The following is a 25679-nucleotide window of genomic DNA, read 5'->3' as shown; positions in this document are numbered from 1 at the left end:
ATTAGAGATGGATTTTATTGGCAGAATGTTCCAGTTTTGCTCATAAAAAAGCCGTTTTGTTTCCAAGTCCGCTTTTCGGTCAAAATTCGGCATTATGTAAAACAGTAACTTATTGATTTTCAATATTTTATATTGTTACGTTTCGCATAAGCGCCATTATGTTAAATGGCTATATAAAAAATAGGTGTTTTATTTTTATTTTTATTAAATACAATCAATGTCTTATTATTTTTTTAGATGAATTTTGATATGAATTCTGTAGTAAATGAAGATACTCATTACAAAGTAAAAATTGAAATGTTTGAAACACATCATAATTATCTAGGTTCAATTATGTTGAATCAGGCAGGGAAAGCTAAAGAGGAAGAAACTGGACACAAATTTAGATGGATTATCCCAGCTATGTCTTTTGCTGTATTCAATGTGGAATCGGTATGTAATTTATATGGATCTCAATTAATCAAGAATTGGGACTTACTAGAAAGTGCTAGCTTTTTAGGTAAAGTTTCTTTGGTAAGTGAACATCTTGGTCTGGAAGTAGATTGGTCTAGAGAACCTTGGCAGACTATTAATAAAATGAAGAATTTTAGAAATGCACTTGTTCATTTAAAACCCAAAAAAACTACGCCAGAATATACATATGTTAAAAAAACTATAGATATCAAACGTATTCATCGTTATGCCTTATTATTAAACGGTTATCCAAAAACTAAAAATAATCTAATGAGCTACTCTAATCTCGAAAATATGGAAAAGTTTATTAAAGCTGCTTCAGATTTAGAGGGAATGTGGATGCGGAAGTGTAATCAAAATGGATTAGATGTTCATCACTATACGACTCCGATAACAGAGATTATGAATCCCCCTCAGGTTAAGGAAAAATCTTAAAATATTGAAAATTTTCTAAAATTAACATAATACGAGTTATGCGAAACTCTCTGATTTATTCTTTGCAAATCATGGTTTTATAGTATTACAAAAAGCCCAATCATCACCGATTGGGCTTTTTGCATGATTTAGATCGTTTCACGTATATTTATTGACCGTTGTTTCATAAGTTAAGTAAGCTCAGTTTAACAATCCCTGTTCTAATAAACACAAACCGACACCGAAGCGAATATGACCCTACTCACAGACCTATTGCAGCAATCCCCTGCCCTAATGCAAAGACTCACGGTATTAAGCGAGTTAAACCCAAATGCCTATCTTGCTGCGGGTGTGATTCGGAACTTGGTTTGGAGCAGTTTGCATGCGCAGCAATATCAGATGGCGGGGACTGAAATCGATGTGATCTTCTATGATGCAGAGGATGTGCAGGATGCAGCGCAAGTTCGTTTAAGCCAGCAGTTAAGCCAACATTTTCCAGAAAATACATGGGATGTGGTCAATCAAGCCTTGGTGCATCAATGGTATCGAACCGATCAAGGCGAACGGATTGCACCGCTAAGCAGTATTGAACACGCACTGTCACTATGGCCTGAAACAGCCACGGCGATTGCAGTGCGTTTGTTGAAAAGTGAGACGTTGGGAGATGATCAACTTGAGATCATTGCGCCCTTTGGTTTAACCGATTTACTTGCGCTAAAAGTACGGTGGAATCCTACATTGGTTAGCCACCGCACATTTATGGCAAGAGTTGAATCTAAAGGTTTTTTACAGCGTTGGCCGCAATTAACCTTGGTTTAAGTCAGACTGTTTACGGTGATAACGTAGCGATAACCAAGCCGTCACTGCTAAGACGATGGCAATAAAGCTGAGTGAAATCCAGATTGGCATGTGGAATACATCGAGCATCAACATTTTAAAGCCAATGAATAACAAGATAATGCCGAGACCGTATGGGAGATAATGCATTTTCTCCGCAGCGCCAGCCAATAAAAAGAACATTGCACGTAGGCCCAAAATCGCCATTAAGTTTGCAGTCAATACGATGAAGGGATCACTGGTTACCGCAAAAATAGCCGGGATCGAATCGACCGCGAAAATCACATCGGATGCTTCAACCAAGATCAGCACTAAAAATAATGGGGTTGCCCACAGCACGCCATTTTGACGGACAAAGAAGCGATTGCCTTCAAGTTTTGGGGTGATTCGCATATGTTTGCGTAACCACTTGAGTAGTTTCATGTCCTCAATGTCTTGATCTTCATCTTGGCCCTTAAGGAATTTAAAGCCGGTATAGACCAAGAACGCGCCAAAAATATACAGCACCCATGAGAATTCTTGCACGAACCACGCACCAATAAAAATAAAGATGGTTCGTAGCACGATGGCACCGAGCACCCCGTAGAGCAACAGTTGGCGTTGTAATGCTGGTGAGATGGAGAATGCTGCGAAAATCATGAGCCAAACAAAGACGTTATCAATCGCGAGGGATTTTTCCAGTAAATAACCCGCGATATATTCCATGGTTTTTTGATTCGCCAGTGCAACGCCAGCAGTTTGTTGTAGGTAGAGCCACAGCCCTCCTGCAAATAGCATGGCAATACTGACCCACGCAAGGCTCCAGAATGCCGCAGATTTTACGCTCGGTGCTTGATCTTGTTTTTGTTTAAAGCCTAAAAAGTCGATGCAGAGCATGACGGTAACGAGGCCGAAAAACACCAGATAGAGCCAAATATTGCCAATGGATTCCATAAAAAATCTCCAAATCTGGCAAGCAGGCATAAAAAAACCTTGACCTGTTGCCAGATGAATTAAACATCTGTATCAACATGATCAAGGTCTTGCCTACATCATCTGGGAAAAGATCCACTGGGATGATGCTCAGATACCGACTCCGAAGAGCGTGATGACGATATTCTGACACGTTCTGTGTGCAACACGAATGGCTTGCGACTGAGAACGTTTGGAGGAGGCTACTCCCCTTGTTCAAACGAATTCTGTAGGGAAAAAGTGTGTATTTCCGAATAGCGCGAAGAATCTCATATTTTAAACAAAACTGCAATTGTTCATGCAAAAAATAGCCATTAAGCACGACCGTTAAAGTCACGGCGTTGCACCAATAGGAGTGCCAAGCCAGTTGCAAGCAGTGCTAGGATACCACCCAGCATACCAATCGCGCTCAAGCCATACTGTGCTGTGACATAGGCTCCGAATAATGCCCCTGCGCCAATGCCGAGATTGTAGAGGCCTGAAAAAATCGCCATCGCCACATCGGTGGCATCCGCAGAGAGATTCAGGGTTTTGGCTTGTAGTGCCAAGCTAATACACAAAATGCCGATGCCCCAGAACATGCCGAGGATACTGAAACTGACGAAGCCTTGCGCTGCGGGCAAGAGCAATAACATCACTGCAGCCAAAGTGGCACAACTCAAGGGAATAATGGCTCTCGGATAATGAGGTGCAAATTTTCCAAATAGATAAGACCCTATAAAACCCGCCCCACCATAAACCAATAATAAACTGGTGGTTTGGCTGGAACTGAACTGGGCAATGTTGAGGGCAAAGGGCTCGATATAGCTATAAGCGGTAAATTGTGCGCTGACAATTAACACCAGTAAGGCAAACACCAACATCAGGCTTGGACGTTGCATGAGGGTTTTTACGCTGCTGAATGAACCCGAATTGACACTGGGTAAACGTGGCAAGCTTTTGGCCAAGATCAGGCAGACCAGACTGGCCCCAATCACAATCAGGGCAAAGGTATTACGCCAGCCATAAGATTCGCCGACCATGCGGCCCAAGGGAATGCCGAGCACCATCGCCATGGCGGTTCCAGTGGAAAGTAAGCCAAGCGCTTGAAAGGCCTTACCTTCTGGCGCAACACGCACGGCCAGTGAGGCGGTAATTGACCAAAACAGTGCATGTGCCAAGGCAATCCCGATTCGACTGACCAAGAGGCTTTGAAAGCTCCAGGCAAAATAGGACAAGATGTGACTGGCGATAAAAACCATAAACAACATAATCAGTAAAAATCGTCGTTCAATATTTCTGGTCAGCAGCATCATCGGCAGTGACAGGGTTGCCACCACCCAAGCATAAACGGTAATCATGATCCCCACATCCGTGCTTGGCATACCAAAGCTATTGCCTATATCACTGAGCAAGGCAATTGGAATAAATTCAGTGGTATTAAATATAAAGGCTGCAAATGCCAGACTAATAACACTAATCCATTGTTGCGTGGTGCTTGGGGATTTCGAGGGTGGATGTGCGTGCATACCGTTATATTTTTAAGGGAGTTATAGATGATGGCGCAGTTTAAATCTAAAAGCGTGCTGTTGTTAAGGATTTCGCTGTAAAGCAGCACAGTGACATTGATGTGCTATTTAATGCATTTGATGTTTTGCAAAACAAATCAGCTTTGCTAAAGTCGAGATCTACATTTTAAAAAACGAATGAGATCAATATGATGTTTCAGCATAACGATGATCAAAAACAAGGGCTTTTCTTTCTTGAAAACGAACAGGGACAACGCATCGCAGAAATCAGCTATGTTTGGTCGGATGAGAATACCATCATTGCCAATCATACTTGGGTGGATGATTCGCTGAGAGGCCAAGGTGTGGCGAAAAAGCTATTGGATGTGTTGGTGCAGTTTGCCCGTGACAAGCAGCTTAAAATTGTGGCGACCTGTTCTTATGTCGAGGTGATGTTTAAGCGTGATCAAAGTTTTGCAGATGTCGTGGCTTAAGTCGAGCAAAGCACATACTGATAAAAAAAGAGGCTGCCTTTTGAGACAGCCTCTTTTTTTTACAGCGCATCACGGTCTAGATGCAGCTTTATGGATATTGATTGGGCGCTTGGGATTATTGGCGTTATTTGGCTTTTAAGGCGACCAAGAGTTTTTGGTGTAAGCCACCAAAACCACCATTTGACATCACCACCACCGCATCACCCTCACCTGTACCTTTGACAACGTCTTCAATAATGTCTTCAAGAGTACGTGCCAAGGTAGCTTGATTGGATGCCGCATCAATCACGGGTTGTAAATCCCAGTCCAGACCTTCGGGTTGATACCAAATCACGTGATCGGCCAGTTGTGCAGAATCGGCCAATTCGGCTTTATGGCTGCCCATCCGCATGGTATTCGAGCGCGGTTCAATGATTGCCCACAACTTACGTTCGCCTAGGCGTTTACGTGCACCATCCAGTGTGGTGGCAATCGCAGTGGGGTGATGGGCAAAATCATCATAAACTTCAATACCGTGGATCACGTCGAGTAATTCCATACGGCGTTTTACCCCACCAAAGCAAGACAAAGCGGCACAGGCTTGTTCAACCGCAACACCGACATGTTCAGCCGCGGCAATACTGGCCAAGGCGTTAGCAACGCTATGTTGTCCAGTCATGCTCCAATTCACTTCGCCTTTGACGACGCCGTGTTGCAACACTTTAAAATGCGAACCATCGGCATTGATCAACTCGGCCGCCAAAGCAACTTCTGAGTTGGCTGTAACACTGGTACGAACCACAGGGGTCCAGCAGCCCATTGCTAACACTTCATCAATATGTTGTTCGGTGATGGGCGCGATAATGCGACCAGTACTTGGAATGGTCCGAACCAAATGATGGAATTGTTTTTGAATGGCTGCGAGGTCATCAAAAATATCGGCATGGTCAAATTCGAGATTATTTAAAATCGCGGTTTTCGGATGGTAATGCACGAACTTCGAGCGCTTATCAAAAAATGCAGAGTCGTATTCATCCGCTTCCACCACAAAATATTCACCACTGCCGAGACGCGCACTTTCACTAAAACCGAGCGGGACGCCACCAATTAAAAAGCCCGGGTTTAATCCAGCTTGATCGAGTACCCATGCCAACATGGTGGTGGTGGTGGTTTTGCCGTGTGTACCTGCCACGCCCAAAACATGCTTGCCTTGCAACACATGATCGGCCAAGAATTGCGGTCCTGAAATATACGGCAGTCCCACATCAAGCATGTACTCGACAGCATCAATACCACGCTTCATGGCATTGCCGACGATTACAAGATCTGGATGTGGTTGTAAATGACTGCGGTCATAGCCTTGCATTAAGGTGATGCCTGCATTTTCGAGTTGGGTCGACATTGGTGGATAAACACTTTGGTCTGATCCGGTGACGGTGTGACCGAGATCACGCGCGAGGAGTGCCAACGAACCCATAAAGGTGCCACAAATACCCAAAATATGCAGATGCATAGCTTCTCACTCCACTACTTTTTAGACACATCACTTTGTTTTCGGTGCTGTTGTCGTGATTAATTCAATTTGTCAGCAACGATAGCAAGGCTATTTCTGAAAAGATAGTTTTTCTTGTGTTGTTTTCAGGCTTGATTGCATTGATGTTTAGGCGAAAAGAATCAATTAAAAAAGCCTGAATTGATGAACTATAACCATTCAGAAAACAGCATGTACTGAACCGGCAGCGTCACAATATCGACTACTGCTGCGAGCGGTAACAGTGGGAAGTAAAAAGCTTTATTCAGCACTGATTTTTTGGTTTTGTGCTTTACTTCAAGTTGAATCGGCTGTCTAAACTGATGTTGCGGTGGTGTTGTATTTTCTGCTTTTTGAATCGGGTAAATATTATAAGTCACATATTGGATGCATGAATAACTGTCGTTTGATTGCGTGACACCACACGAAAATTTGAGGGTCTGCAACTGCTGCTTTTCAATGGCTGTTATTTTCTGATTGGGTTTGGTGTAATACAACACCAGTGTTTCAGTGAGTGGTACTTTGGGATCTGTCAGGGTAATTTCAAAGATTTTATCTTTGGTGACCGATCTTGGCATAATCGATAAATAGTTCAAATCAAGTTGGGTGACCACATCGACCAGTAGATTGGGATTGGGCAGTGATTGTGCTACTGGTTTAATCAGGTAATTGTTTTTTGTGCCAACAACGGCCAAGGCATTTTCATAAGACGGAATCGGTGTTTTAGGAATGCCATAGGCAATCAATTGATCGGTATACAGGGTTTTAATGTTGTGTTCTCTATCCTTGATTTCATGCATCGTCAGCATGGTGGCACAGCCACTGAGTAGGCTGGTGGTCAAAATACTGCTTCCGAGGATTAACCATTTTCTATCCATATTATTTAAACGTCCAAGTTTTGCTTTAAGTGTTCGGTTTTCAAGAATTAAAATAAAATTATTAAAAAATTAAGTGTAGTAATTCAGAGTAAATACTAATTTTTAGTGATATGAAAGCGGTATTCTTACTGAAAATGCGTTGTTCTATTTTCTTTCCAATGATTCGGTGTAATCTAGCAAATCTTCAGTTGTGTCTACATCGATGCCATGGCGCTTTCCCTTCCCCTTCTTCTATTGATCATTGCCAACTGTTTTATGACTTTGGCATGGTATGGTCATCTTAAGTTTTTACATGATGCACCTTTATGGCAAGCGATCTTATTTGGCTGGTTGATTGCCCTACTCGAATATTGTTTTATGGTTCCCGCCACGCGTTTACTGGCGCAGTCCGGCTGGTCACTGGGAGAAATGAAAATCACCCAAGAAGTGATTACGCTGCTGGTGTTTGTGCCCTTTATGATTTTGTTATTTAAGCAGCCATTTAAGTTGGATTATCTTTGGGCAGGTCTGTGTTTAGTCGGCTGTATTTATTTTGTATTCCGCAGTCAGTAACGTAAATTAGCGTGCGGTAAAGGCGTGTTCAGCTTAGCTTTTAAGCGCTGCATGGCGATTATTTTAGTGGATCGAACTCAATCAAATCTTATATTTTAATTTCTGGTGATGATTTAGGGCAGCTTTCATATACGTTGAGTTTTTCGCCGCTGGGTTAGCGGTTTAAAAATCAAGGATCGTCTTTATCTTGATGATGGGATTGAAAAATACACGGTGCACCACAAGATAATATCAAAGCTTTAAAATTAACCCGCTACGATAAGCATAGGCAAACGTCATTAAAACACGGTAAACTATGCAGCGATAAATAGGCCAAACCGTCTACGATAGACAAAGTGAAAAGGTGAAATTGGATGCCGCTCAATACTGTTGAAGAACTTGTAGCAGATATCCGTGCAGGAAAAATGGTCATTCTCATGGACGATGAAGACCGTGAAAATGAAGGTGATCTTGTTATTGCTGCGACCCATGTGCGTCCAGAAGACATTAACTTTATGATCACTCATGCACGTGGTTTGGTGTGTTTAACCTTAAGTAAAGAACGTTGCCAGCAACTCAATTTACCTTTAATGGTTGATGCCAATGGCGCGCAACATGCGACCAACTTTACCTTGTCTATTGAAGCCGCAAAAGGCATTACCACCGGAATTTCTGCAGCTGAACGCGCGCATACCATTCATGCCGCCGTGGCTGCCCATGCAAAACCAAGTGATATTGTACAGCCGGGACATATTTTCCCACTGATGGCACAACCGGGTGGTGTATTACACCGTGCGGGCCATACGGAAGCTGGCTGTGATTTAGCTCGTTTAGCCGGTTTAGAACCTGCTTCTGTGATTTGTGAAATCATTAACGATGATGGCACCATGGCACGCCGCCCAGACTTAGAAGTTTTTGCTGAAAAGCATGGCATTAAAATCGGCACCATTGCTGACCTGATTCACTATCGTATGACCAATGAGCAAACGGTAGAGCGTCTCGGTCAACAACGTATTTCTACCGAATATGGCGAGTTTGAGTTATACCGCTATCAAGAAATAGGCAGTCCGTATATTCATTTGGCATTAGTGAAAGGCCAACCGAGCCAAGGTGTGACCACAGTTCGTGTGCATGGCTTTAATCCTGCCCGTGACTTGTTAAAACTCAGTGGTGCAGATCAAGAAGCCAATTGGAATTTAGACAAAGCCCTAAAAACCATTGCGCAAAGCGAACGCGGTGTGTTGGTCTGGATTGGTCAGGCACACTTGTCTGATCTTGGGCCTGCGCTAGATGCGTTGACTCAGCCTAAACCGACCAAGTCGAGTGCGGCATTGTCGCAGCAGTACCAAACCATTGGTGTCGGTGCGCAAATTTTACGTGATCTTGGCGTGGAAAAAATGAAATTGCTGAGTTCACCATTACGTTTTAATGCGATTTCTGGTTTTAATTTAGAAGTGGTTGAATATATTACCGCTGAATAGTTTTCTGGTTCGCCCTGTTTAAACCCGGTCGGTTGACTGGTTTTTGTGAATAAATAGGGTTAACGTATGTTGTTCAATATTTTGTCGAAATAATAGAGGTTGCTATGGCGATTCGCCGTATAGAAGGTTTATTACATCTCGCGAGCGAAGATCGTTACGCGATTCTAGTGGGTCGTTTTAATAGCTTTGTTGTTGAACATTTGCTCGAAGGCGCAATTGATACATTGCGTCGTCATGGTGTCTCCGACGATAATATTACCGTTGCACATGCACCAGGTGCATGGGAATTACCGGTTGTGGCAAAAAAACTTGCCAATTCAGGTAAATACGATGCAGTCATCGCATTGGGCGCAGTCATTCGTGGGAGTACGCCACATTTTGACTTCGTTGCGGGTGAATGTGCAAAAGGTCTAGGCGTTGTTGGTCTAGATACAGGTCTTCCTGTAATCAATGGTGTACTTACTACGGATAGTATTGAACAAGCGATTGAACGCTCTGGTACAAAAGCAGGCAATAAGGGTGGCGAAGCTGCACTTACGGCCATCGAAATGGTTAATTTGTTGAAGGCGATTTAAAGCATGTCGCAAACCCTACAAGCTACATATGCAGCGAAACGCAAAGCACGTCGTTTTGCTGTACAAGGTCTATTTGAATGGCAAATGACCCGCAACCCTGTGCATGAAATTGAAGCACGTACCCGTGCGGAAAATGCCATGCACAAAGTGGATCTTGGCTATTATCATGAGTTGCTTTCTGAAGTTGTGAGCAATCGTGATGTATTAGACGCATTATTGGTTCCGGTACTTGATCGTGAACTCGATGCACTCGATGGGGTTGAATTGGCAACCTTACGTCTTGGCGCATATGAACTCAAAGAACATTTAGAGATTCCATATCGCGTGGTTCTTGATGAGTCGATTGAGCTGGCGAAACACTTCGGTGGTGCGGACAGCCATAAATACATCAATGGTGTATTGGATCGTTTGGCTGAAAGCCTTCGTGAAGCAGAAAAGCAACAAGTAAAATAGTAGGCAGAGATGGCCGAGTTTTCAATTATTGAACGATATTTTAATCGTCGACAAAATGCCTCGGTTGACCTTGGCATTGGTGATGACTCAGCCCTGCTTGCTGCACCGCCGAATCATCAACTGGTAATCTGCACAGATACACTGGTGGCGGGACGGCATTTTCCACTCGATACTGCAGCGCATGCAGTCGGTTGGAAAAGTGTCGCTGTTAACCTGTCTGATATCGCTGCGATGGGTGCCAAGCCGCACAGTATTTTACTGGCGCTGAGCTTGCCAGATGCAGATCAAGCATGGTTACAAGGTTTTAGCGATGGGCTCTATGCCTGTTGTGATCGCTATGGCGTCAACCTGATTGGTGGTGATACCACCCAAAGCCCACATTTAAGTTTAAGCGTGACTGCATTAGGCTGGATCGAACACGGTCGAGCGATTGCCCGTTCAGGCGCACAAGTTGATGACCTGATCGTGGTCAGTGGTACTGTCGGTGATGCCGCCTTTGCCTTACAACATTTGGGACATCCGCTGCAACAGCGCCTTGATTACCCGACGCCACGTTGTGAATTAGGTTTATTGCTACAAGGCCTTGCCTCGAGCATGATTGATATCTCAGATGGTTTAGCCCAAGATTTGGGGCATATTTTAAAAGCATCAGCCAAAGGTGCCTGCCTTGAACTGACACAACTCCCATTAGACCCTGCCTTACAGCGACTTCCCGAACAACAACAATGGCGCTATGCCTTGGCGGGTGGCGATGATTATGAATTGTGTTTTACTATTTCGCCTGAGCATTATCAGCAGCTTTTACAGCGTCAGCCCAACGTACAAACCACTGTGATTGGTCAAATTATTCAAACACCAACGATAATTTTCAATAAGAATGGGCAAGCACAGCCACTCGATTTAAAGGGATATCAACATTTTGCCTAAGCCCGAAATTAATTTCCAACAGATGAATTGGTCAGAACGCTTGATTGTGTTTTGTGGTGTTGGGTTGGGTTCTGGTTTAGCACCGAAAGCACCTGGCACCTTTGGTTCTGCTTTTGCATTGTTGTTTGTACCCTTCTGGTTCGCGGTGGGTTTTAAGATCTCGCTCGCAGTTATCGTATTGATGTCGATTGTCGGAATTTATATCTGCGGTAAAACGGCTGAAATTATCCATGTACACGACGATGGTCGTATCGTTTGGGATGAATTTGCAGGCCAATCGATTACCTTTTTACCGCTGATTTATATTGGTCAAATCAGCTGGTTATGGGCGTTGGTCGGCTTTGCGCTGTTCCGTCTGTTTGATATTTGGAAACCGTGGCCGATTAATGTGATTGATCGTCAAGTGGACGGTGGTTTTGGGATCATGCTTGATGATATTATTGCGGGGATCTGGGCTGCGCTCTGTATCGTTCTTTATTTATATATTTCTAAGGCTTAGGCCACATAACAAAGGTGTAATATGTCGACGAGCGTCATTATACTTGCTGCAGGTAAGGGAACACGAATGCGTTCGCTTTTGCCCAAGGTACTTCAGCCTTTAGCAGGTCGTCCACTCCTTGCGCATGTCATTGAGACCGCAAAAAAAATTCAAGCAGATAAAATTCTGACCATTTTTGGTCACGGTGGTAAACAAGTTCAACAGGCTTTTTCACAAGAACAAATTCAGTGGGTTGAACAAGTTGAACAATTAGGTACGGGACATGCCGTACAAATGGTTTTACCTGTTTTAGCACAAGACGGGATGTCGTTGATTTTATCGGGTGATGTCCCTTGCGTTAGCGTCGATACGCTGCAACGTTTGCTCGATGCCTCATCTAAAACGGGGATTGGGATTGTGACCTTAACCCTAGATGATGCCAGTGGTTATGGTCGTATCGTGCGTGATGATGGGAAAATCCAAGCCATTGTTGAGCATAAAGATGCCAATCAGCAGCAACGCCAAATTCAAGAAATTAATACTGGTATTTACTGTGTCAGTAATGCCAAATTGCATCAATGGTTGCCTAAGCTGAGCAATGATAATGCGCAAGGTGAATATTACCTGACTGATATTGTAGCGATGGCATTGGCCGATGGTCTTGAGATCGCATCGATTCAACCGCAACAGGCATTTGAAGTTGAAGGCATTAATGATCGTAGTCAATTGGCGGCACTGGAACGTCAATTTCAACTTTTTCAAGCCAAACAATTGATGCAGCAAGGGGTACATTTGATTGACCCTGCTCGTTTTGATTTACGTGGTGAGTTGAAAGCGGGCTTTGATGTCTGCATTGATATCAACGTCATTATTGAAGGCCAATGTGAATTTGGCGATGGGGTTGAAATTGGTGCTGGATGCATCATCAAAAACACCAAGATTGCTGTAGGCACCAAAGTTAAAGCCTATAGCATTTTTGAAGATGCGATTGTTGGTGAAGATGCGGTGATTGGGCCTTTTGCACGATTGCGCCCAGGTGCAGTGCTTAGCAATCAAGTGCATATTGGCAACTTTGTTGAAGTTAAAAATAGCCGTGTCGGTTTGGGTTCTAAAGCCAATCACTTTACCTATTTAGGTGATGCTGAGATTGGTGAAAACTCAAATATCGGTGCTGGGACCATTACTTGTAATTATGATGGTGCCAACAAATATCTAACGGTAATTGGCAATGATGCCTTTATCGGTTCGAATAGCTCCTTGGTTGCGCCAGTTAAAATTGGTAATGGTGCAACGGTTGGTGCTGGTTCGGTGATTACTCATGATGTTGCTGATCAAAGTTTAGCATTTGAACGTGCGAAACAAATGACAAAAGAAAATTATCAACGTCCCCAAAAGGTCAAAAAATAACAGGATAGATTTATGTGTGGAATCGTTGGTGGCGTTGCAGAACGTAGTATTACAAATATTTTAATCGAAGGATTGAAGCGTCTAGAGTACCGTGGTTATGACTCTGCAGGCGTTGCACTGGTTGGCCAAGGTCAGATTTTACGTGAACGCCGTGTCGGTAAAGTTGTGAACTTAGAAAGCGCAGTGACTGAAGCACAAATCTTGGGTTCACTGGGTATTGCGCATACCCGTTGGGCGACTCATGGTAAACCGACTGAAAATAATGCCCATCCACACGTCTCTGATCAGGTGGCTGTGGTACATAACGGCATCATTGAAAACTACCAAGAATTAAAACAAGATTTAATTGCACTTGGCTATCATTTTAGTTCTGAAACAGATAGCGAAGTGGTTGCACATCTCATTACCGAAGCACTGAAATCTGGTGCACCACTGTTGCAAGCGGTTGAACAAATTGTGCCGAAGCTTAAAGGTGCTTTTGCACTGGGTATCGTACACAGTGATTATCCTGATGAATTGATTGCAGTCCGTGAAGGTTCGCCTTTGGTGATTGGTGTCGGAATTGGTGAAAACTTTATTAGTTCGGATCAATTGGCTTTGCTTCCAGTGACCAACCGCTTTATGTACCTTGAAGAAGGCGATATCGCACTGTTGACTCGTGAAAAAATTGAAGTGTTTGTCCAAGGCCAACTGGTTGAACGTCCAGTGAAAGAGCTTGATGCGACGGTGACCAACACCTCTAAGGGCAACTATAAACATTATATGCTCAAAGAAATTCATGAGCAGCCTGAAGCGATTCAACAAACTTTGTCACAAGCATTAAATGGCAATGCCTTACGTGAAGACTTCTTAAAAGACGCGGTTATTGATTTTAATCAAATTCAGCAAATTCAAATTATTGCCTGTGGGACCAGTTATCACGCTGGGATGATTGCGAAATATTGGTTTGAACAACTGATTGATTTGCCTTGCCAAGTCGAAATCGCCAGTGAATTCCGTTACCGTTCACCAGTGATTGTCGACCGCACACTCTATATCTGTATTTCTCAATCAGGTGAAACCGCTGATACATTGGCCGCCCTGCGTGATACCCAGAAACGCGCTGCTGCGAAGCATCTGATGATTTCGACCTTGACCATTTGTAACGTCGCGACCTCATCAATGGTGCGTGAAACCAATCATCATTTGTTGACATTGGCTGGCCCTGAAATTGGCGTGGCTTCAACCAAAGCCTTTACCACACAGTTAACTGCTTTGATGTTGTTGGTACTGAAAATTGGTCAAGTGAAGCAAACACTTGCAGATTCGGTGTTAGCTGAAATCGCGGCTGATCTATGGCATTTACCTAAAGTAATCTTGGCCGCGCTGCAAAAAGATGCGAGCATCTTGGGTTTATCTGAATTGTTTGTTGAAAAAAATCACTGCTTATTCTTAGGTCGTGGCACTGAATTTCCAATCGCATTGGAAGGTGCTTTAAAGCTCAAAGAAATCTCTTATATTCACGCTGAAGGCTATGCTGCAGGTGAACTGAAGCATGGTCCATTGGCATTGGTCGACAACGATATGCCTGTGGTGATCTTGGCACCGAAGGACGATATGTTGGATAAATTAAAATCTAACATGGAAGAAGTCCAAGCACGTGGTGGTGAATTATTTGTTTTCGCCGATGAAAATAGCGGTATTCAAAGCCAAGACCGTCAACATGTGGTGAAAATTCCAAGCGTAAGCAACTGGTTAGCCCCAATCGTGTATAGCATCCCTGTACAGCTATTGTCGTATCACGTGGCGGTATTGCGTGGTACAGACGTGGATCAACCACGTAACTTGGCGAAATCGGTCACTGTAGAATAAGTTGAGTTGGTTTAGACAGGGTCAGTGTGCTGTCTAAATGCGAAAACAAAAACACCGCTCAGGCTGGATGCTTGAGCGGTGTTTTTTATTGCACAGACACCTTTACCCCGTACTAACGCGTTAAATACTCATGACGCATCGTTTAAACCCGCAAGTTTGCGTGATATTTCAGTTAAGGCACTCCAGTCTTTGTACCCCAAACCATTGGCATTGGCTGCGACCAAGTTATCTTTTGCGCCTAAAATAGCAGAAGGTTTTACCCCGCAAGCGGTAAATGCTGCATCAAAAATTAATGCATCTTTTAAACCTGCTGAAAGATCAAAACCGACTGTATCAAAATCTCGATGTGCTATCTTTTCCGCATATTCAATCATGGCCTGATTGCCTGCAAAAAACATTTTTGAAATGGTGAGCACTTGTGCTTGATCGAGTTGGCTTTTTTCTGCATAGGTGAAAACCTCGCCAAGCATCGCGAGTTGGGTCATCGCCATATAGTTGACACATATTTTCATGCTATTGGCGGCACCAGCAGTATCACTGACCAGAATTTGCTTGATGCTGTATGAGGCGATAATGGGCTGCATCCGATTGATGATGAATGCCTCACCCGCTAGAAAAGTAATTAGTTTTCCAGCAGCAGCCGAATCAGGGCGTCCAACCACGGGTGCTGAAATATAGTGGCACCCCTTTTCTGCGTGCGCCAACTGTAATATATCAGCGGTTGCAGGCAGGATAGTCGTTAATCCGATATGGATTTTTTCTGGGGTGATTGAGTCAAGTAAGCCATCATCAGCATGACATAAATCCAGCACTGAACGATCATCGAACAGGCTGCTAAAAATAATATCGGAGCTTTCAACAAGTGCTTGAATCGTCAAAGCGACTTGAGCCCCAGCTTGTTCAAATGGCTTGGTTTTTGACACCGTTCTATTATAAACCGTGACGTCATAACCCGCATTTTGGATATTCGCACATATGGCAGATCCCATTTTTCCAAGGCCAATAAATCCGATTCTCATTGATTGTTTATTCATGCTGTACTCACTTTTGATTAAATGAATGTGATGTACGCACTTTATAGAATCGGTGATTTAACGCCTTAACCTATGTTAATGGATGACTTGTTTTTTGTTCTAATTCGACTTAATGACACCGGGGTTATGCCAAGGTAGGTCGCAATATAATGATGCGGGACTTTTTCGAAAATATCTGGATTTTCATTTAAGAGTTCCACATATCTTTGCTGCGGATTATTTTTGATACGTGAGATAAATAGCTTTTGATAATGATACAAACGCTCCGTGATGTAATGATCTACGCTATTTTTTATTTCTAAATCACGATGAATTAAATCAAATAATTCCTTTTTAGAGATGACCCTGAGCCGTACTTCAGTCAGTGTTTCAATATTATATAGAGCAGGAAGATCATTCTTTAAGCTTTCAAAAGAAGTGACAATATCCCCTTCAAAAAAAAACTGGAAGGTGACATCGTTACCATCATGATTAAACCAAGATCGCACACAACCTTTTTCAATCATAAACACCCGATGACAGATCTCGCCTTCATTGAGTAGCGTGGTTTTCTTTTTGAAAAAAGCGATACGCCCAGTTTGTAAAAGTTTTGGATATTCTAAAAGAATGGGGTTCATCTGCTTAGCCAAGGTTTTAGCATCGAGATAGATTATCACAGGGCATAAGCTGAATATATTTAACAGCGCTGGATTTTCTATGGGGAGGTGAAGAAATTACTGGAGTCATGTCACCTATTCTAGATCAGAAGTCATAAATCCCATAAGTTGTGTCCAACCTATGGGTAATGCCAGTCAGTTAAGACAAATACAGCTATTTTTGATTGATCAATGATGTCTGAAAGCCCCTTCTCCCTTTGGGATGAGGAATATATTCCGCAAGTGGGAAGAGGGTGCTTTTAAACCACAAAAGCCCTTAACTGACTAGCATTACAACCTATGGGGGCTTTTATCAATCACGCTATTTAATAACTTTACTCGACCATGACTTTAAGCAAAGACAATCACAGACTTACGGTGAGTAAAGGCCAAATAACCAAAGTAGCCATGATAATCACCAATGCCAGATGTGCCATTGCCACCAAAAGGTAAATATGGCGAGAAGGCTTGCAGCATCACGCCATTCACAATGGCATCGCCTGAAGGGATTTCAGACAAGATCCGACGGCCAGCAGTCACATCTTTGGTAAATACATAGGCAGCCAATGGTTTTGGATGATAATGGTTGATCTCAGCAATAATTTGATCGATATCGCTAAAGCTCATTACAGGCAAAATCGGGCCAAAGATCTCGCTTTGCATTAGGGCATCATCCCACGCCACATTGTCAACCACTGTTGCTTGCACATAACGCTGTGTTACATCGGATGCACCACCCACCAAAATTTGGCCTTGGGTTTGTGCCAACAAACTTGCGAGTTTCTTGACTTGATTGGAGGTAATGATTTTGCCATTTGAATCAATATTAGGAAAATCTTGTTTTATTCTCGCAACATATTTTTCGAGTAACGCCTGTTTAACGCTTTCATGCACGAACATATAGTCCGGTGCAACACAGGTTTGACCACTATTGGCGAATTTACCAAAGAGTAATTGGTTGACGGTATGTTCCAAATCTGCATCTGGCATCACGATCAATGGGCTTTTGCCACCCAGTTCGAGTACGCATGGGGTCAGATTTTTAGCTGCCGCTTGCATCACAATTTTACCCACACCCGGGCTACCAGTGAAGAAGATAAAATCAAAAGGCAGGCTGAGTAAGAAGGTATTTTCCTCTTGCGCACCTTGTACTACCGCCACATGTTCTTCAGCAAAGGTGGCTTTTACGATTTTCTCAATCACTGCCGAGGTTGCAGGAGTTGATTCTGATGGTTTAATGATGGCGGTATTGCCACCTGCAATCGCGGCAACCAAAGGTGCAAAGGCCAGGTTTACCGGATAGTTAAAGGGACAAATAATATAAGAAACCCCATAGGCTTCATGTTCGATAAAACATTCACCTGGTTCTAACAGTGCATAGGTTGGGACTTTTTCAGGCACCACCCATTCATCAATATGTGCCAAGGCAAAATCGACTTCTGTCACCACCTCCCCGATTTCTGAAAGATCGACAAAGTCTTTAGACTTGCCTAAATCGAGATCTAAGGCGACATAGATCTCTTCTTTAAAGTCGAGAACAGCTTGTTTTAATTGCTGTAGGCTTTGCTTTTTAAAGGCGAGTTCTTTGGTTTTACCGGATTTAAAGAACTGCTTTTGTTTATCAAAAATCGTTTGAATTGTACTGTCTTCGGTCATTCTCATGATATTAAATCCCTACTATTATTTAATTTTAAATCTTGTTTAGTCTTAAATCTTGTTTGGAGGTTGGCTGGATTAAACGCGATAGTCTTTGTCGACAATCAAAACAGGCTTAATGGTTTTACCACTGAGTGAGTCGGCTGAGGCTTGATTGATATCATCAAAGTCGTACATTTTAATCAGCTTATCGAATGGGAATTGGCCTGCTTTAAAGAACTCGAGCATTTTAGGAATACTCAATTGGGGCACGCTTGAACCCATCAGTACGCCAATCATATTTTTACTGGAAAGGGCTAAATCGGTTAAGGTGTTGATGGTGAGTTCTTGGTTGGTCACAGCAATCGGTGCGGTCACACCACGAATTGCCAGCACATCTAAAGCAGTTTTCATCACCACTGTTACACCAGTGGTATCCACTGAATAATTCACGCCTTTTTGTTGGGTAATCTCACGAATCAGCTCAGCAGCATCACTATTTTTACTGTTAATAATATGGGTTGCACCCAATTCTTTGGCGAGTTCTAAGCGCGCATCATGAATATCGACCGCAATAATGGTTGAACAACCACTAATCTTGGCTGCCATCATTGCCGCAAGCCCAACGGCGCCTGTACCAAAGATTGCAATACTTGAGCCTGGTCTGGCCTTGAGACCATTTATCACAGTGCCAACACCCGTCATGAGACCGCAACTTAATGGCCCGAGCAAACGTAAGTCCAAGTCTTTTGAGACTTTAATGACGTTACTTTCCTTAACGTTGGTGTGGCTGGCAAATGAGGATTGATGAAAAAAGTTATTGACGACGCTACCGTCATCACGGGTAAAAAATGGCGAACCATCGCTATGTACAGAACCCCAGTTTAATTCGAGCCAGTCTTGACAAGCGGCAGGAATTCCTTCTGAGCAATGTTCACAATGATGACAATAGGCATAAGCCAAAACCACATGATCGCCTGCTTGCACATGTTTTACGGCAGACCCCACTTTTTCGACAATACCAGACCCTTCATGGCCTAAAACAGCAGGAAAAGGAAAGCCCGCATGACCTAAACGTAATGCATCATCTGAGTGGCAGATGCCTGTGGCGACAATTTTAACCCGAACCTCATCGTCCTTTAATTCGGCAAGATTTAATGTTTCAAAGCGATAAGCTTGATTGATTTCCGAAATGACTGCAGCTTTGACTTTCATGTAAGCACTCTCCTTGAGCTATGAAGGCAATGTATAAATAATTATAAATGTCATATATTTATCTAATTGTGTATTGCGTTGGATTGATAAAATTAGATTTAAACTAAATGACATTGAATAATTAACATACAGGAAATTTTAAAAAAGTGAATCACAATTCAATAAATATAAAATAATTCATTTTTCTCTTTTAGCGTGTTTAAAGTATGCTTTTTATTCTCAATAAAAACTTAACTTGGATGTAGAGATAGGCAAGTAATTTGTTTATTTTGTGCCGAATGATACAATTTTTGAGTGATTGAAAGATTGCGCATGACGGCGATTAACTATATTAGTTGCCTAAACGAAATTGATAAACTGTATTTTAAGAGTCATTTTTCATATTTTATTTTAGAAACCTGATTTGAATAAAATAGTATTAAAGATGCCAATCAAAGATTTTATCTACTTATTTTAGAAAAAAATATTGATTCATCATTTTAGGTTTTTTATTTTAAGTTGATTAATTAATGGTCTTTTGGCGTGTGAGAATTATAGAGTAACGGCATGCTTTTCTTAAGAATGTTTTATTGCGTATACAGTGTTTGCTTAATGTTTTTTTAATAAAAAACAATAAACATAAATTATTTTAATATTATTATTTTTTTTATTTAACTTAATTAAAATCAAACTATTAATAATAGGTAATCATACCATTTAAGTAACTTATGTTTAGTTGGTTTTGTTTGGTTGAATCTGTATCTTTTTTAATCAATAACACACTATAATAAATTTTCTTGAATTGGATCTATTGCTTTAAAAATTAATTTAACTTTGAGAATATATAGGAATAAATCATGAAAATAATTAAAATTCTAATCGCTTCAACAGCATTTATTGCTGCTTCACAAGCATTTGCAACGACAGGTATGGTTCGATTTTCGGGCCAAGTCATTGATGAAACTTGTGTGGCAGGTGTTAATACGTCTTCAAGTGCAACCCGCAGCGTTATTTTACCGAGCGTTAATCCACCGACCTTATCTACCATCGGCAGTACGGTTGGAGATACTGCTTTTAATATCACCATTACATCTGCTGAAAATGAAAAATGTGACGTGACCACAAAAGTTGCAGGTATTTATTTTGAGCCGAATAACCCATCACTTCATGCTGATGGTCGTTTAAAAAATAGCGGTGATGCTCAGAATGTTGAAGTTCGATTATTGTCCAATGAAAAAAGACCGATAAATTTGACAGAAAACTGGGGCACTCAGCAATCAACTAAAGTGATGGATAGCGCCTATAAATATTATGCGCAGTATTATTCAGCTGGAGCAGCGACTGCGGGTGATGTGGTCAGTGATGTTAATTATACGATCATCTATAAATAATTCTGCCGGAGAGTAGATGTGAGCCTTTTACCTATTTTATATGGCATCACTTTATTTTTAGTTGCGACGACTACGATTGCTGATGTAACCATTGCTGGAACGCGTATCATCTTTCCCTCTACGGCCAAAAGTGTCAGTGTGCAATTGAATAATATTGGTGATCAACCTGCATTAATTCAGGCTTGGCTTGATGATGGGGATCCAAAGATCATTCTGGAGAATCCGCAGCTCCCTTTAATGGTCATCCCCTCATTAACACGGCTTGAGCCGAAAAAAGGTCAGCAGCTTCGAGTCATTCCTAAAGCAGTTTCTCTGCTTCCACAGGATAAGGAATCATTATTTTGGTTTAATATTTTAGATATTCCACCAATAGCTCAAGCAGAAGTGGGTGAGAATAAACTCAGAATTTCCATTCGTAGTCGGATTAAGCTTTTTTATCGACCGACAGGTTTAAAGCCGTCATTGGAAACGGCATTCAAATCTTTAACCTTTAAATATCAGTCAACGCTGCAAGCCGTAGAAATATCAAATCCATCACCGTATTACATAAGTTTAAATAAATTGATTTATCTTGCTGTGGGTAAGCAGAAAAATTACAACACCTCACTTATGATTGCTCCATTTTCATCTGAAAAACTACGTCAGTCCGAACTCGATCTACAACAAAATCAACAGATCAGTTATGAGGTGATTAACGACAATGGCAGCTCAGAAATATTTTCTACGGTTATTCAATAGCGCCAAATAAAGTTCAAGCCACATATTCCAAAAATCATCAAATTGCCGATTTGTAGGTGCCTTTGATCGATAAGTTGCAACAATTTTCAGATTTTTAGATATTCGATGTAAAATATCGATAAGAATCTAATGGTTGCTTTTAATGAAAAAGGTATATATGATGTATATACATTTTAGGTTGTTACCTTGGTTGGGAGAAAGAAGCGATGACTGATTTACCCAAAAAAACCAAGGCGAGCAAAAAAGATGGACAGCTCTTAATTCGCATCAATAGCGCTGAACGTGATGAGTTCGTTAGTTTGTGTGATGAACTTGATACCAGTGCGGCACGTGAATTAAGAAAATTTATCCGTAACTTTGTGAAATATCATCAAAGTACTGATACTCAAACCAAGGAGTGACATTATGTCTAAGCAAGTAAAATCGTTGAAACAGAAGATCAAAGCACGTCTTGCAAAAATTTCAAAACATGAAAGCAAAGTAAAACAACTCAAAAAAGAGTTGAAAGCTCAGAAGTAATTGCGATTACTTTGACGAAAAGCCCCATTCAATAATGCGTATTAAAGCATGCAAATAAGCATATGAATGGGCAAAAAGGCTGAACCTTTTAAATAGGGTTCAGCCTTTTTTTATGGGCGAGATATGGGGGGATAAAATGGTGATGTTGCGTTCTAAGCGTCGAGGCTTTGATGGTTAAACTGTGGCTCATGACAAATTTCATAAACGATTTGTCTTAAAACCTTGTGTTCATAATCATTATTGAAACGTGGATGCCATGCATGCGAAATGGTAACCCATGGGGTTTCAAATGGCAGCGCACGTTGTTGCATTTCATCTCGCATGGCGAGGGTGAGTAAATCAGGGACAGTTGCCACCAAATTGGTGGCACGTGTAATAAGAATCGCCTCTGCAAAGGATTGAGTGACCGCATTGATATGTCGAGATAATCCAACTTTGGCCAAAGCAATATCGACCGGACCACTGAGTAAACCACGACGTGAAACCGTCACGTGTTGGGCTTGTGCCAAGGCTTCAGCCGTTAAATTTGCATGTGTTGAGAGCGGATTTTGCTGACGGAAAACAGCAATAAAACGATCTTGAAAGAGTGTTTGGCGCATAATTTCTGGGCCCAAATCTTCAATCACGCCAATATCTAAATCGACCTTACCTTCTCGAAGTGCGATCACATCTTGTTTGCCTTGGCCAATAAAACGGATGGTCGATCGCGGGGCGAGTTGTGCCATTTTTTCAATGATTAAGGGCGCGAGCAACGCCACTGCACCGTCATCTGCGCGAATGGTAAATACTCGGCGCATCGCATGTACATCAAAATCGTGTTCTTTGGCCAGCAGTTGCTGTGCTTGTGCGATTAATAAATGGACCGGTTCTCTGAGCTGTTCAGCACGAGGTGTAGGAACTAAACCACGACCAGCTCTGACAAATAACGGATCGCCAAGCATTTTTCGAATCCGATCAAGGGTACGACTCATGGCTGGAACACTCAGTTGTAAGCGCTCCGCAGCACCGGTCACACTGCCTTCTGTGAGTAAGGCATCAAGCGCCATTAATAAGTTTAAGTCCATGGATTGCATTTTTTGCAAGTATTCCTTACCACTTAGTCTATATATGCAATCCTAAAGATTACAGATAATGAAAACAAGTTCTTATGGGAACCATTTTCATGAATTACATGCGTCAATATGGCTTTAAAATGCAATATCCACTTTATTTTAGCCGCCATTTCGGCAGCTTTAATCGTATTTTAAAAGCAGTCCATCGCAGAGCCGCTAAGCTTCCAAGCGCTGGGCTGCATCAGATTGAAACAGGTAAGTAGAACAATGATGCTTGAGAAACAGAAACCACAAATGAACTGCATTGTGTTATCCGCGACGCAAGTGACAACCCATATGCGCCGCGTGGTTCTCGGTGGACCAGAACTCAGTGCTTGGTTATCCAGCCCTGGTATTCAAGTCGCGGGAGCTTGGATTAAAATTTTCCCACCAGGCATTAAAGGTCGTGCCTATACTTTGCGTGATATTGACCATGTTAAATCTACCATTTCCATTGATTTTGTGATGCATGGCAATGACCGTGAAACGGGAACGGTATCAGCGTGGGCACGCCATTGCCAACCGGGGGATTGTGTCAATATTGCAGGACCTCGCAGTGCAGGTTTTGTGTTGGAACCCGATTCGGAATGGCTCTGGATCGCCGCAGATTTAACGGCATTACCTGCTGCGATTCGGATTATAGAATCCCTACCCGCGCACTTGAAAGTCAGCGCGTTCTTTGTAGTAGACGCCTTGAGTGATAAGCAAGACATTCACAACAAAGCTAGCATGAAAATCCGTTGGAGAACCTTGGCTGTTCGACCAGAAATGAATGCCAATCGAAACTATATCATCAAGGATATAAATGCCTTGCGAGGCAATGGCCAAGTGTGGATTGCCGGTGAAGCACGTTGGGTGAAAAGTTGGAGGGCATTTTGGTTGGAAAGCAAAAACTTAAATCCGGCTAAAATCAGCAGCAAAGGCTATTGGAAACTGGGGGAGCATGATTATCGTGATTAAACCCAATTACTGATCGAAGCATTGATGCAAGCTCAAGTGATGATGCTGTCACTTGGGCTTTAAGGTTTAAGTGCTTGCAGGTTGTTTATATTTGGCTTGAATGGACAGCATGCCAACCACCAATAGCGACGGAACTGCGGCAACCAAAAACAAGTGATTTATACTCATGCTTTGAGACAGATATCCACCTAATAACGGGCCAATCACCGAACCCAAACGTGCGATGCCAATACTCCAGCCCACTCCTGTTGTACGCAAGGATGCAGGATAGAAGCTTGCGGAGAGTGCATTAATCGCAGGTTGTCCGCCCACAATGGTAAAGCCTGCGAGGAATACCACCACAAACAGCAAATTGAGATGATTAACGCTATAGCCGATCATGGCAATACTGGCAACGGCCAGCACAAATATAGGCAGCAATACTTTATAAAAGCCGAATTTGTCGATTTTAAAGCCCATTAAAAGCGTACCGAAGGTCCCACCAAAGAGCAGCGTTGAACCAATCAGTAAGGATTGATTCAGACTGAGGCCAGATTGGTTGGCCAGTGTCGGTAACCAGTTCGCCAAGAAATACAAACTGATCATATTTAGAACACTAATAATCCAAATGGAGGACGTGAAAAATGCACGCTTATTTCGAAATAGATCCAAAGGTGACTGCTTGGCTTCGGGCGCTGTGTTTCTGAAAATTTTACGATTTTCATCGAGGTTTAAGCTTGGATAGAAGCGCTTTAGGTTGCGTATGATGCTGCGATCATTTTTAGGATGTGTACTTAAAAATTGCAGTGATTCAGGCAGCTTAAAAAACATGATCGCAAATAGAATCAATGGAATAATGCCACCAAAATAGAAAATTGCTTGCCATCCGCCAATTGGAATCAATACGGCCGAAATCGCACCGCCAAGCATAGCACCCACGGTATAACCACATGAGATGATCATCATGGTGCGAATACGGTATTTATATGGGACGAGCTCTGCACTATAGGCCATGGCATTCGGCATGATGCCACCTAAGAATATACCCGTCACTAAGCGCATTGCTGCCAACTGCTCAATCGTATGCACATGCGGTGTGACCAGCATCAGTACAGAAAAAGCCAAGGTGGAAAAAAGCAGAATTGGACGTCTGCCAAAGCGGTCAGACAGTGAGCTGAGCACAAGCGATCCGATAAAAAGACCCAATAAGCTGGCGCTAAACACCACCCCTAACATGGCTTTTTCGACTTCCCAAATATCGATGATGATGGGCGCTGCATAAGCCATGGCTTGGATGTCATAGCCATCCATGATCATCAATAACAGGCAGATGCTCAGAATAAATTTTTGAGATCTTCCCACTTTTTGTTGATTAATCAGATCAGTTAATATGATGTCTTTCATACGAATTATTATTACCTGCTTATAAAAGTCATGCTGGCTATCTCTGCGCTGCTGGGTGATCAAGTGGGTTATGATCGGCATAAGATGAGATGATGACGAATAAAGAAATGCATCAGAAAAATGCTATTTAAATCTATTGATATAAAGAACCCGTCATTTAGGTTGAGTGAAATCAAATATTGAGTTCAAAAAAAATGATGTATTTTTGCAATGAAAATAAAGTATTGTTGAATTAAAAGCTTGAAAGTGTCTTAAAACTAAAGCATTTTCCAATGAATTTGAATTACTGACTGTATAAAATTAACCCTACTTTTGTTCTTAGGTTTGAATTATTCGATGCTTGAAGTGATCGGGGTTAGTAAAGGCTGTTGT

General features: G+C 42.2%; 26 protein-coding genes. 16 read left to right on the top strand and 10 right to left on the bottom strand.

Annotated features, from left to right (window positions below; translation table 11 throughout):
* Positions 1 to 249 precede the first annotated feature (249 nt).
* On the top strand, positions 250 to 888 hold the full coding sequence (locus FD716_RS17760) for a hypothetical protein (protein ID WP_228714972.1): 639 nt from the start codon (positions 250 to 252) through the stop codon (positions 886 to 888).
* Positions 889 to 1119: 231 nt separating this feature from the next.
* Positions 1120 to 1686: a nucleotidyltransferase family protein gene (locus tag FD716_RS17755; protein WP_139853553.1), complete on the top strand. Its 567-nt coding sequence runs from the start codon at positions 1120 to 1122 to the stop codon at positions 1684 to 1686.
* On the opposite strand, the gene FD716_RS17750 is transcribed toward FD716_RS17755, so the two are convergent.
* Both FD716_RS17750 and FD716_RS17745 read right to left on the bottom strand, forming a co-directional pair.
* Positions 1672 to 2637, bottom strand: coding sequence for a TerC family protein (locus FD716_RS17750; protein WP_139853552.1), 966 nt, complete (start codon positions 2635 to 2637; stop codon positions 1672 to 1674). The genes FD716_RS17755 and FD716_RS17750 overlap by 15 nt on opposite strands.
* A 332-nt stretch (positions 2638 to 2969) precedes the next feature.
* A complete protein-coding gene (locus FD716_RS17745) occupies positions 2970 to 4163 on the bottom strand; it encodes a sugar transporter (RefSeq protein WP_139853551.1) in 1194 nt (397 codons plus the stop codon).
* A 188-nt stretch (positions 4164 to 4351) separates the two neighbouring features.
* Here FD716_RS17745 and FD716_RS17740 point away from each other — a divergent pair, with 188 nt between their 5' ends.
* Complete coding sequence (locus FD716_RS17740; RefSeq protein WP_139853550.1) at positions 4352 to 4636, top strand: GNAT family N-acetyltransferase; 285 nt, start codon at positions 4352 to 4354, stop codon at positions 4634 to 4636.
* Between the two features lie 124 nt (positions 4637 to 4760).
* On the opposite strand, the gene mpl is transcribed toward FD716_RS17740, so the two are convergent.
* Both mpl and FD716_RS17730 read right to left on the bottom strand, forming a co-directional pair.
* Positions 4761 to 6128, bottom strand: a complete 1368-nt coding sequence (mpl, locus tag FD716_RS17735; protein ID WP_139853549.1) for a UDP-N-acetylmuramate:L-alanyl-gamma-D-glutamyl-meso-diaminopimelate ligase — start codon at positions 6126 to 6128, stop codon at positions 4761 to 4763.
* Positions 6129 to 6316: 188 nt separating this feature from the next.
* Positions 6317 to 7024, bottom strand: coding sequence for a hypothetical protein (locus FD716_RS17730; protein WP_139853548.1), 708 nt, complete (start codon positions 7022 to 7024; stop codon positions 6317 to 6319).
* A gap of 207 nt (positions 7025 to 7231) precedes the next feature.
* Between FD716_RS17730 and FD716_RS17725 the strand changes: the two genes are divergently transcribed.
* The 8 genes from FD716_RS17725 (at position 7232) to glmS (ending at position 14727) form a co-directional block, all read left to right on the top strand.
* Positions 7232 to 7576 carry a DMT family protein gene (locus tag FD716_RS17725; RefSeq protein WP_139853547.1) on the top strand — a complete coding sequence of 115 codons (345 nt, stop codon included), beginning with the start codon at positions 7232 to 7234 and terminating at the stop codon, positions 7574 to 7576.
* A 353-nt stretch (positions 7577 to 7929) separates the two neighbouring features.
* Positions 7930 to 9036: a bifunctional 3,4-dihydroxy-2-butanone-4-phosphate synthase/GTP cyclohydrolase II gene (gene ribBA, locus FD716_RS17720; RefSeq protein WP_139853546.1), complete on the top strand. Its 1107-nt coding sequence runs from the start codon at positions 7930 to 7932 to the stop codon at positions 9034 to 9036.
* A gap of 104 nt (positions 9037 to 9140) precedes the next feature.
* Positions 9141 to 9611 (top strand): 6,7-dimethyl-8-ribityllumazine synthase, encoded by a 471-nt coding sequence (gene ribH, locus FD716_RS17715; protein WP_139853545.1) that lies wholly within the window; start codon positions 9141 to 9143, stop codon positions 9609 to 9611.
* Between the two features lie 3 nt (positions 9612 to 9614).
* Positions 9615 to 10064, top strand: a complete 450-nt coding sequence (gene nusB / locus FD716_RS17710) for a transcription antitermination factor NusB (RefSeq protein WP_139853544.1) — start codon at positions 9615 to 9617, stop codon at positions 10062 to 10064.
* Between the two features lie 9 nt (positions 10065 to 10073).
* On the top strand, positions 10074 to 10991 hold the full coding sequence (thiL, locus tag FD716_RS17705) for a thiamine-phosphate kinase (RefSeq protein WP_139853543.1): 918 nt from the start codon (positions 10074 to 10076) through the stop codon (positions 10989 to 10991).
* Positions 10984 to 11490, top strand: coding sequence for a phosphatidylglycerophosphatase A family protein (locus FD716_RS17700; protein ID WP_228714971.1), 507 nt, complete (start codon positions 10984 to 10986; stop codon positions 11488 to 11490). Before thiL ends, FD716_RS17700 begins: the two co-directional genes overlap by 8 nt.
* A gap of 21 nt (positions 11491 to 11511) precedes the next feature.
* Entirely contained in the window at positions 11512 to 12876 is a 1365-nt protein-coding gene (gene glmU / locus FD716_RS17695) for a bifunctional UDP-N-acetylglucosamine diphosphorylase/glucosamine-1-phosphate N-acetyltransferase GlmU (protein ID WP_139853542.1), read from the top strand.
* Between the two features lie 12 nt (positions 12877 to 12888).
* Entirely contained in the window at positions 12889 to 14727 is a 1839-nt protein-coding gene (gene glmS / locus FD716_RS17690; protein WP_139853541.1) for a glutamine--fructose-6-phosphate transaminase (isomerizing), read from the top strand.
* A 128-nt stretch (positions 14728 to 14855) separates the two neighbouring features.
* On the opposite strand, the gene FD716_RS17685 is transcribed toward glmS, so the two are convergent.
* The 4 genes from FD716_RS17685 to FD716_RS17670 form a co-directional block, all read right to left on the bottom strand.
* Positions 14856 to 15761 carry an NAD(P)-dependent oxidoreductase gene (locus FD716_RS17685; protein ID WP_139853540.1) on the bottom strand — a complete coding sequence of 302 codons (906 nt, stop codon included), beginning with the start codon at positions 15759 to 15761 and terminating at the stop codon, positions 14856 to 14858.
* Between the two features lie 65 nt (positions 15762 to 15826).
* Positions 15827 to 16378 (bottom strand): Crp/Fnr family transcriptional regulator, encoded by a 552-nt coding sequence (locus FD716_RS17680; protein WP_139853539.1) that lies wholly within the window; start codon positions 16376 to 16378, stop codon positions 15827 to 15829.
* A gap of 369 nt (positions 16379 to 16747) precedes the next feature.
* A complete protein-coding gene (gene mdlD, locus FD716_RS17675) occupies positions 16748 to 18058 on the bottom strand; it encodes an NAD(P)-dependent benzaldehyde dehydrogenase MdlD (RefSeq protein WP_139853538.1) in 1311 nt (436 codons plus the stop codon).
* A 72-nt stretch (positions 18059 to 18130) separates the two neighbouring features.
* Entirely contained in the window at positions 18131 to 19246 is a 1116-nt protein-coding gene (locus tag FD716_RS17670; RefSeq protein ID WP_139853537.1) for an NAD(P)-dependent alcohol dehydrogenase, read from the bottom strand.
* A gap of 836 nt (positions 19247 to 20082) precedes the next feature.
* On the opposite strand from FD716_RS17670, the gene FD716_RS17665 reads away from it, so the two are divergent.
* From FD716_RS17665 to FD716_RS17655, 3 genes are all read left to right on the top strand, one after another.
* Positions 20083 to 20616, top strand: a complete 534-nt coding sequence (locus FD716_RS17665; protein WP_139853536.1) for a fimbrial protein — start codon at positions 20083 to 20085, stop codon at positions 20614 to 20616.
* A gap of 18 nt (positions 20617 to 20634) precedes the next feature.
* Positions 20635 to 21354: a fimbrial biogenesis chaperone gene (locus tag FD716_RS17660; protein WP_139853535.1), complete on the top strand. Its 720-nt coding sequence runs from the start codon at positions 20635 to 20637 to the stop codon at positions 21352 to 21354.
* Positions 21355 to 21560: 206 nt separating this feature from the next.
* Complete coding sequence (locus FD716_RS17655; protein WP_139853534.1) at positions 21561 to 21755, top strand: hypothetical protein; 195 nt, start codon at positions 21561 to 21563, stop codon at positions 21753 to 21755.
* Between the two features lie 270 nt (positions 21756 to 22025).
* Here FD716_RS17655 and FD716_RS17650 read toward each other — a convergent pair whose 3' ends face one another.
* Positions 22026 to 22946 (bottom strand): LysR family transcriptional regulator, encoded by a 921-nt coding sequence (locus FD716_RS17650; RefSeq protein WP_139853533.1) that lies wholly within the window; start codon positions 22944 to 22946, stop codon positions 22026 to 22028.
* Between the two features lie 89 nt (positions 22947 to 23035).
* Here FD716_RS17650 and FD716_RS18950 point away from each other — a divergent pair, with 89 nt between their 5' ends.
* Both FD716_RS18950 and FD716_RS17645 read left to right on the top strand, forming a co-directional pair.
* Complete coding sequence (locus FD716_RS18950) at positions 23036 to 23188, top strand: hypothetical protein (protein ID WP_171477071.1); 153 nt, start codon at positions 23036 to 23038, stop codon at positions 23186 to 23188.
* A 7-nt stretch (positions 23189 to 23195) separates the two neighbouring features.
* Positions 23196 to 23924: a siderophore-interacting protein gene (locus FD716_RS17645; protein WP_171477070.1), complete on the top strand. Its 729-nt coding sequence runs from the start codon at positions 23196 to 23198 to the stop codon at positions 23922 to 23924.
* Positions 23925 to 23990: 66 nt separating this feature from the next.
* Here FD716_RS17645 and FD716_RS17640 read toward each other — a convergent pair whose 3' ends face one another.
* Complete coding sequence (locus FD716_RS17640) at positions 23991 to 25307, bottom strand: MFS transporter (RefSeq protein ID WP_139853531.1); 1317 nt, start codon at positions 25305 to 25307, stop codon at positions 23991 to 23993.
* Positions 25308 to 25679: the final 372 nt, after the last annotated feature.

The organism is Acinetobacter pullicarnis (assembly GCF_006352475.1).
Lineage (GTDB): Bacteria > Pseudomonadota > Gammaproteobacteria > Pseudomonadales > Moraxellaceae > Acinetobacter > Acinetobacter pullicarnis.
This window is presented reverse-complemented; position numbering and strand designations above follow the sequence as displayed.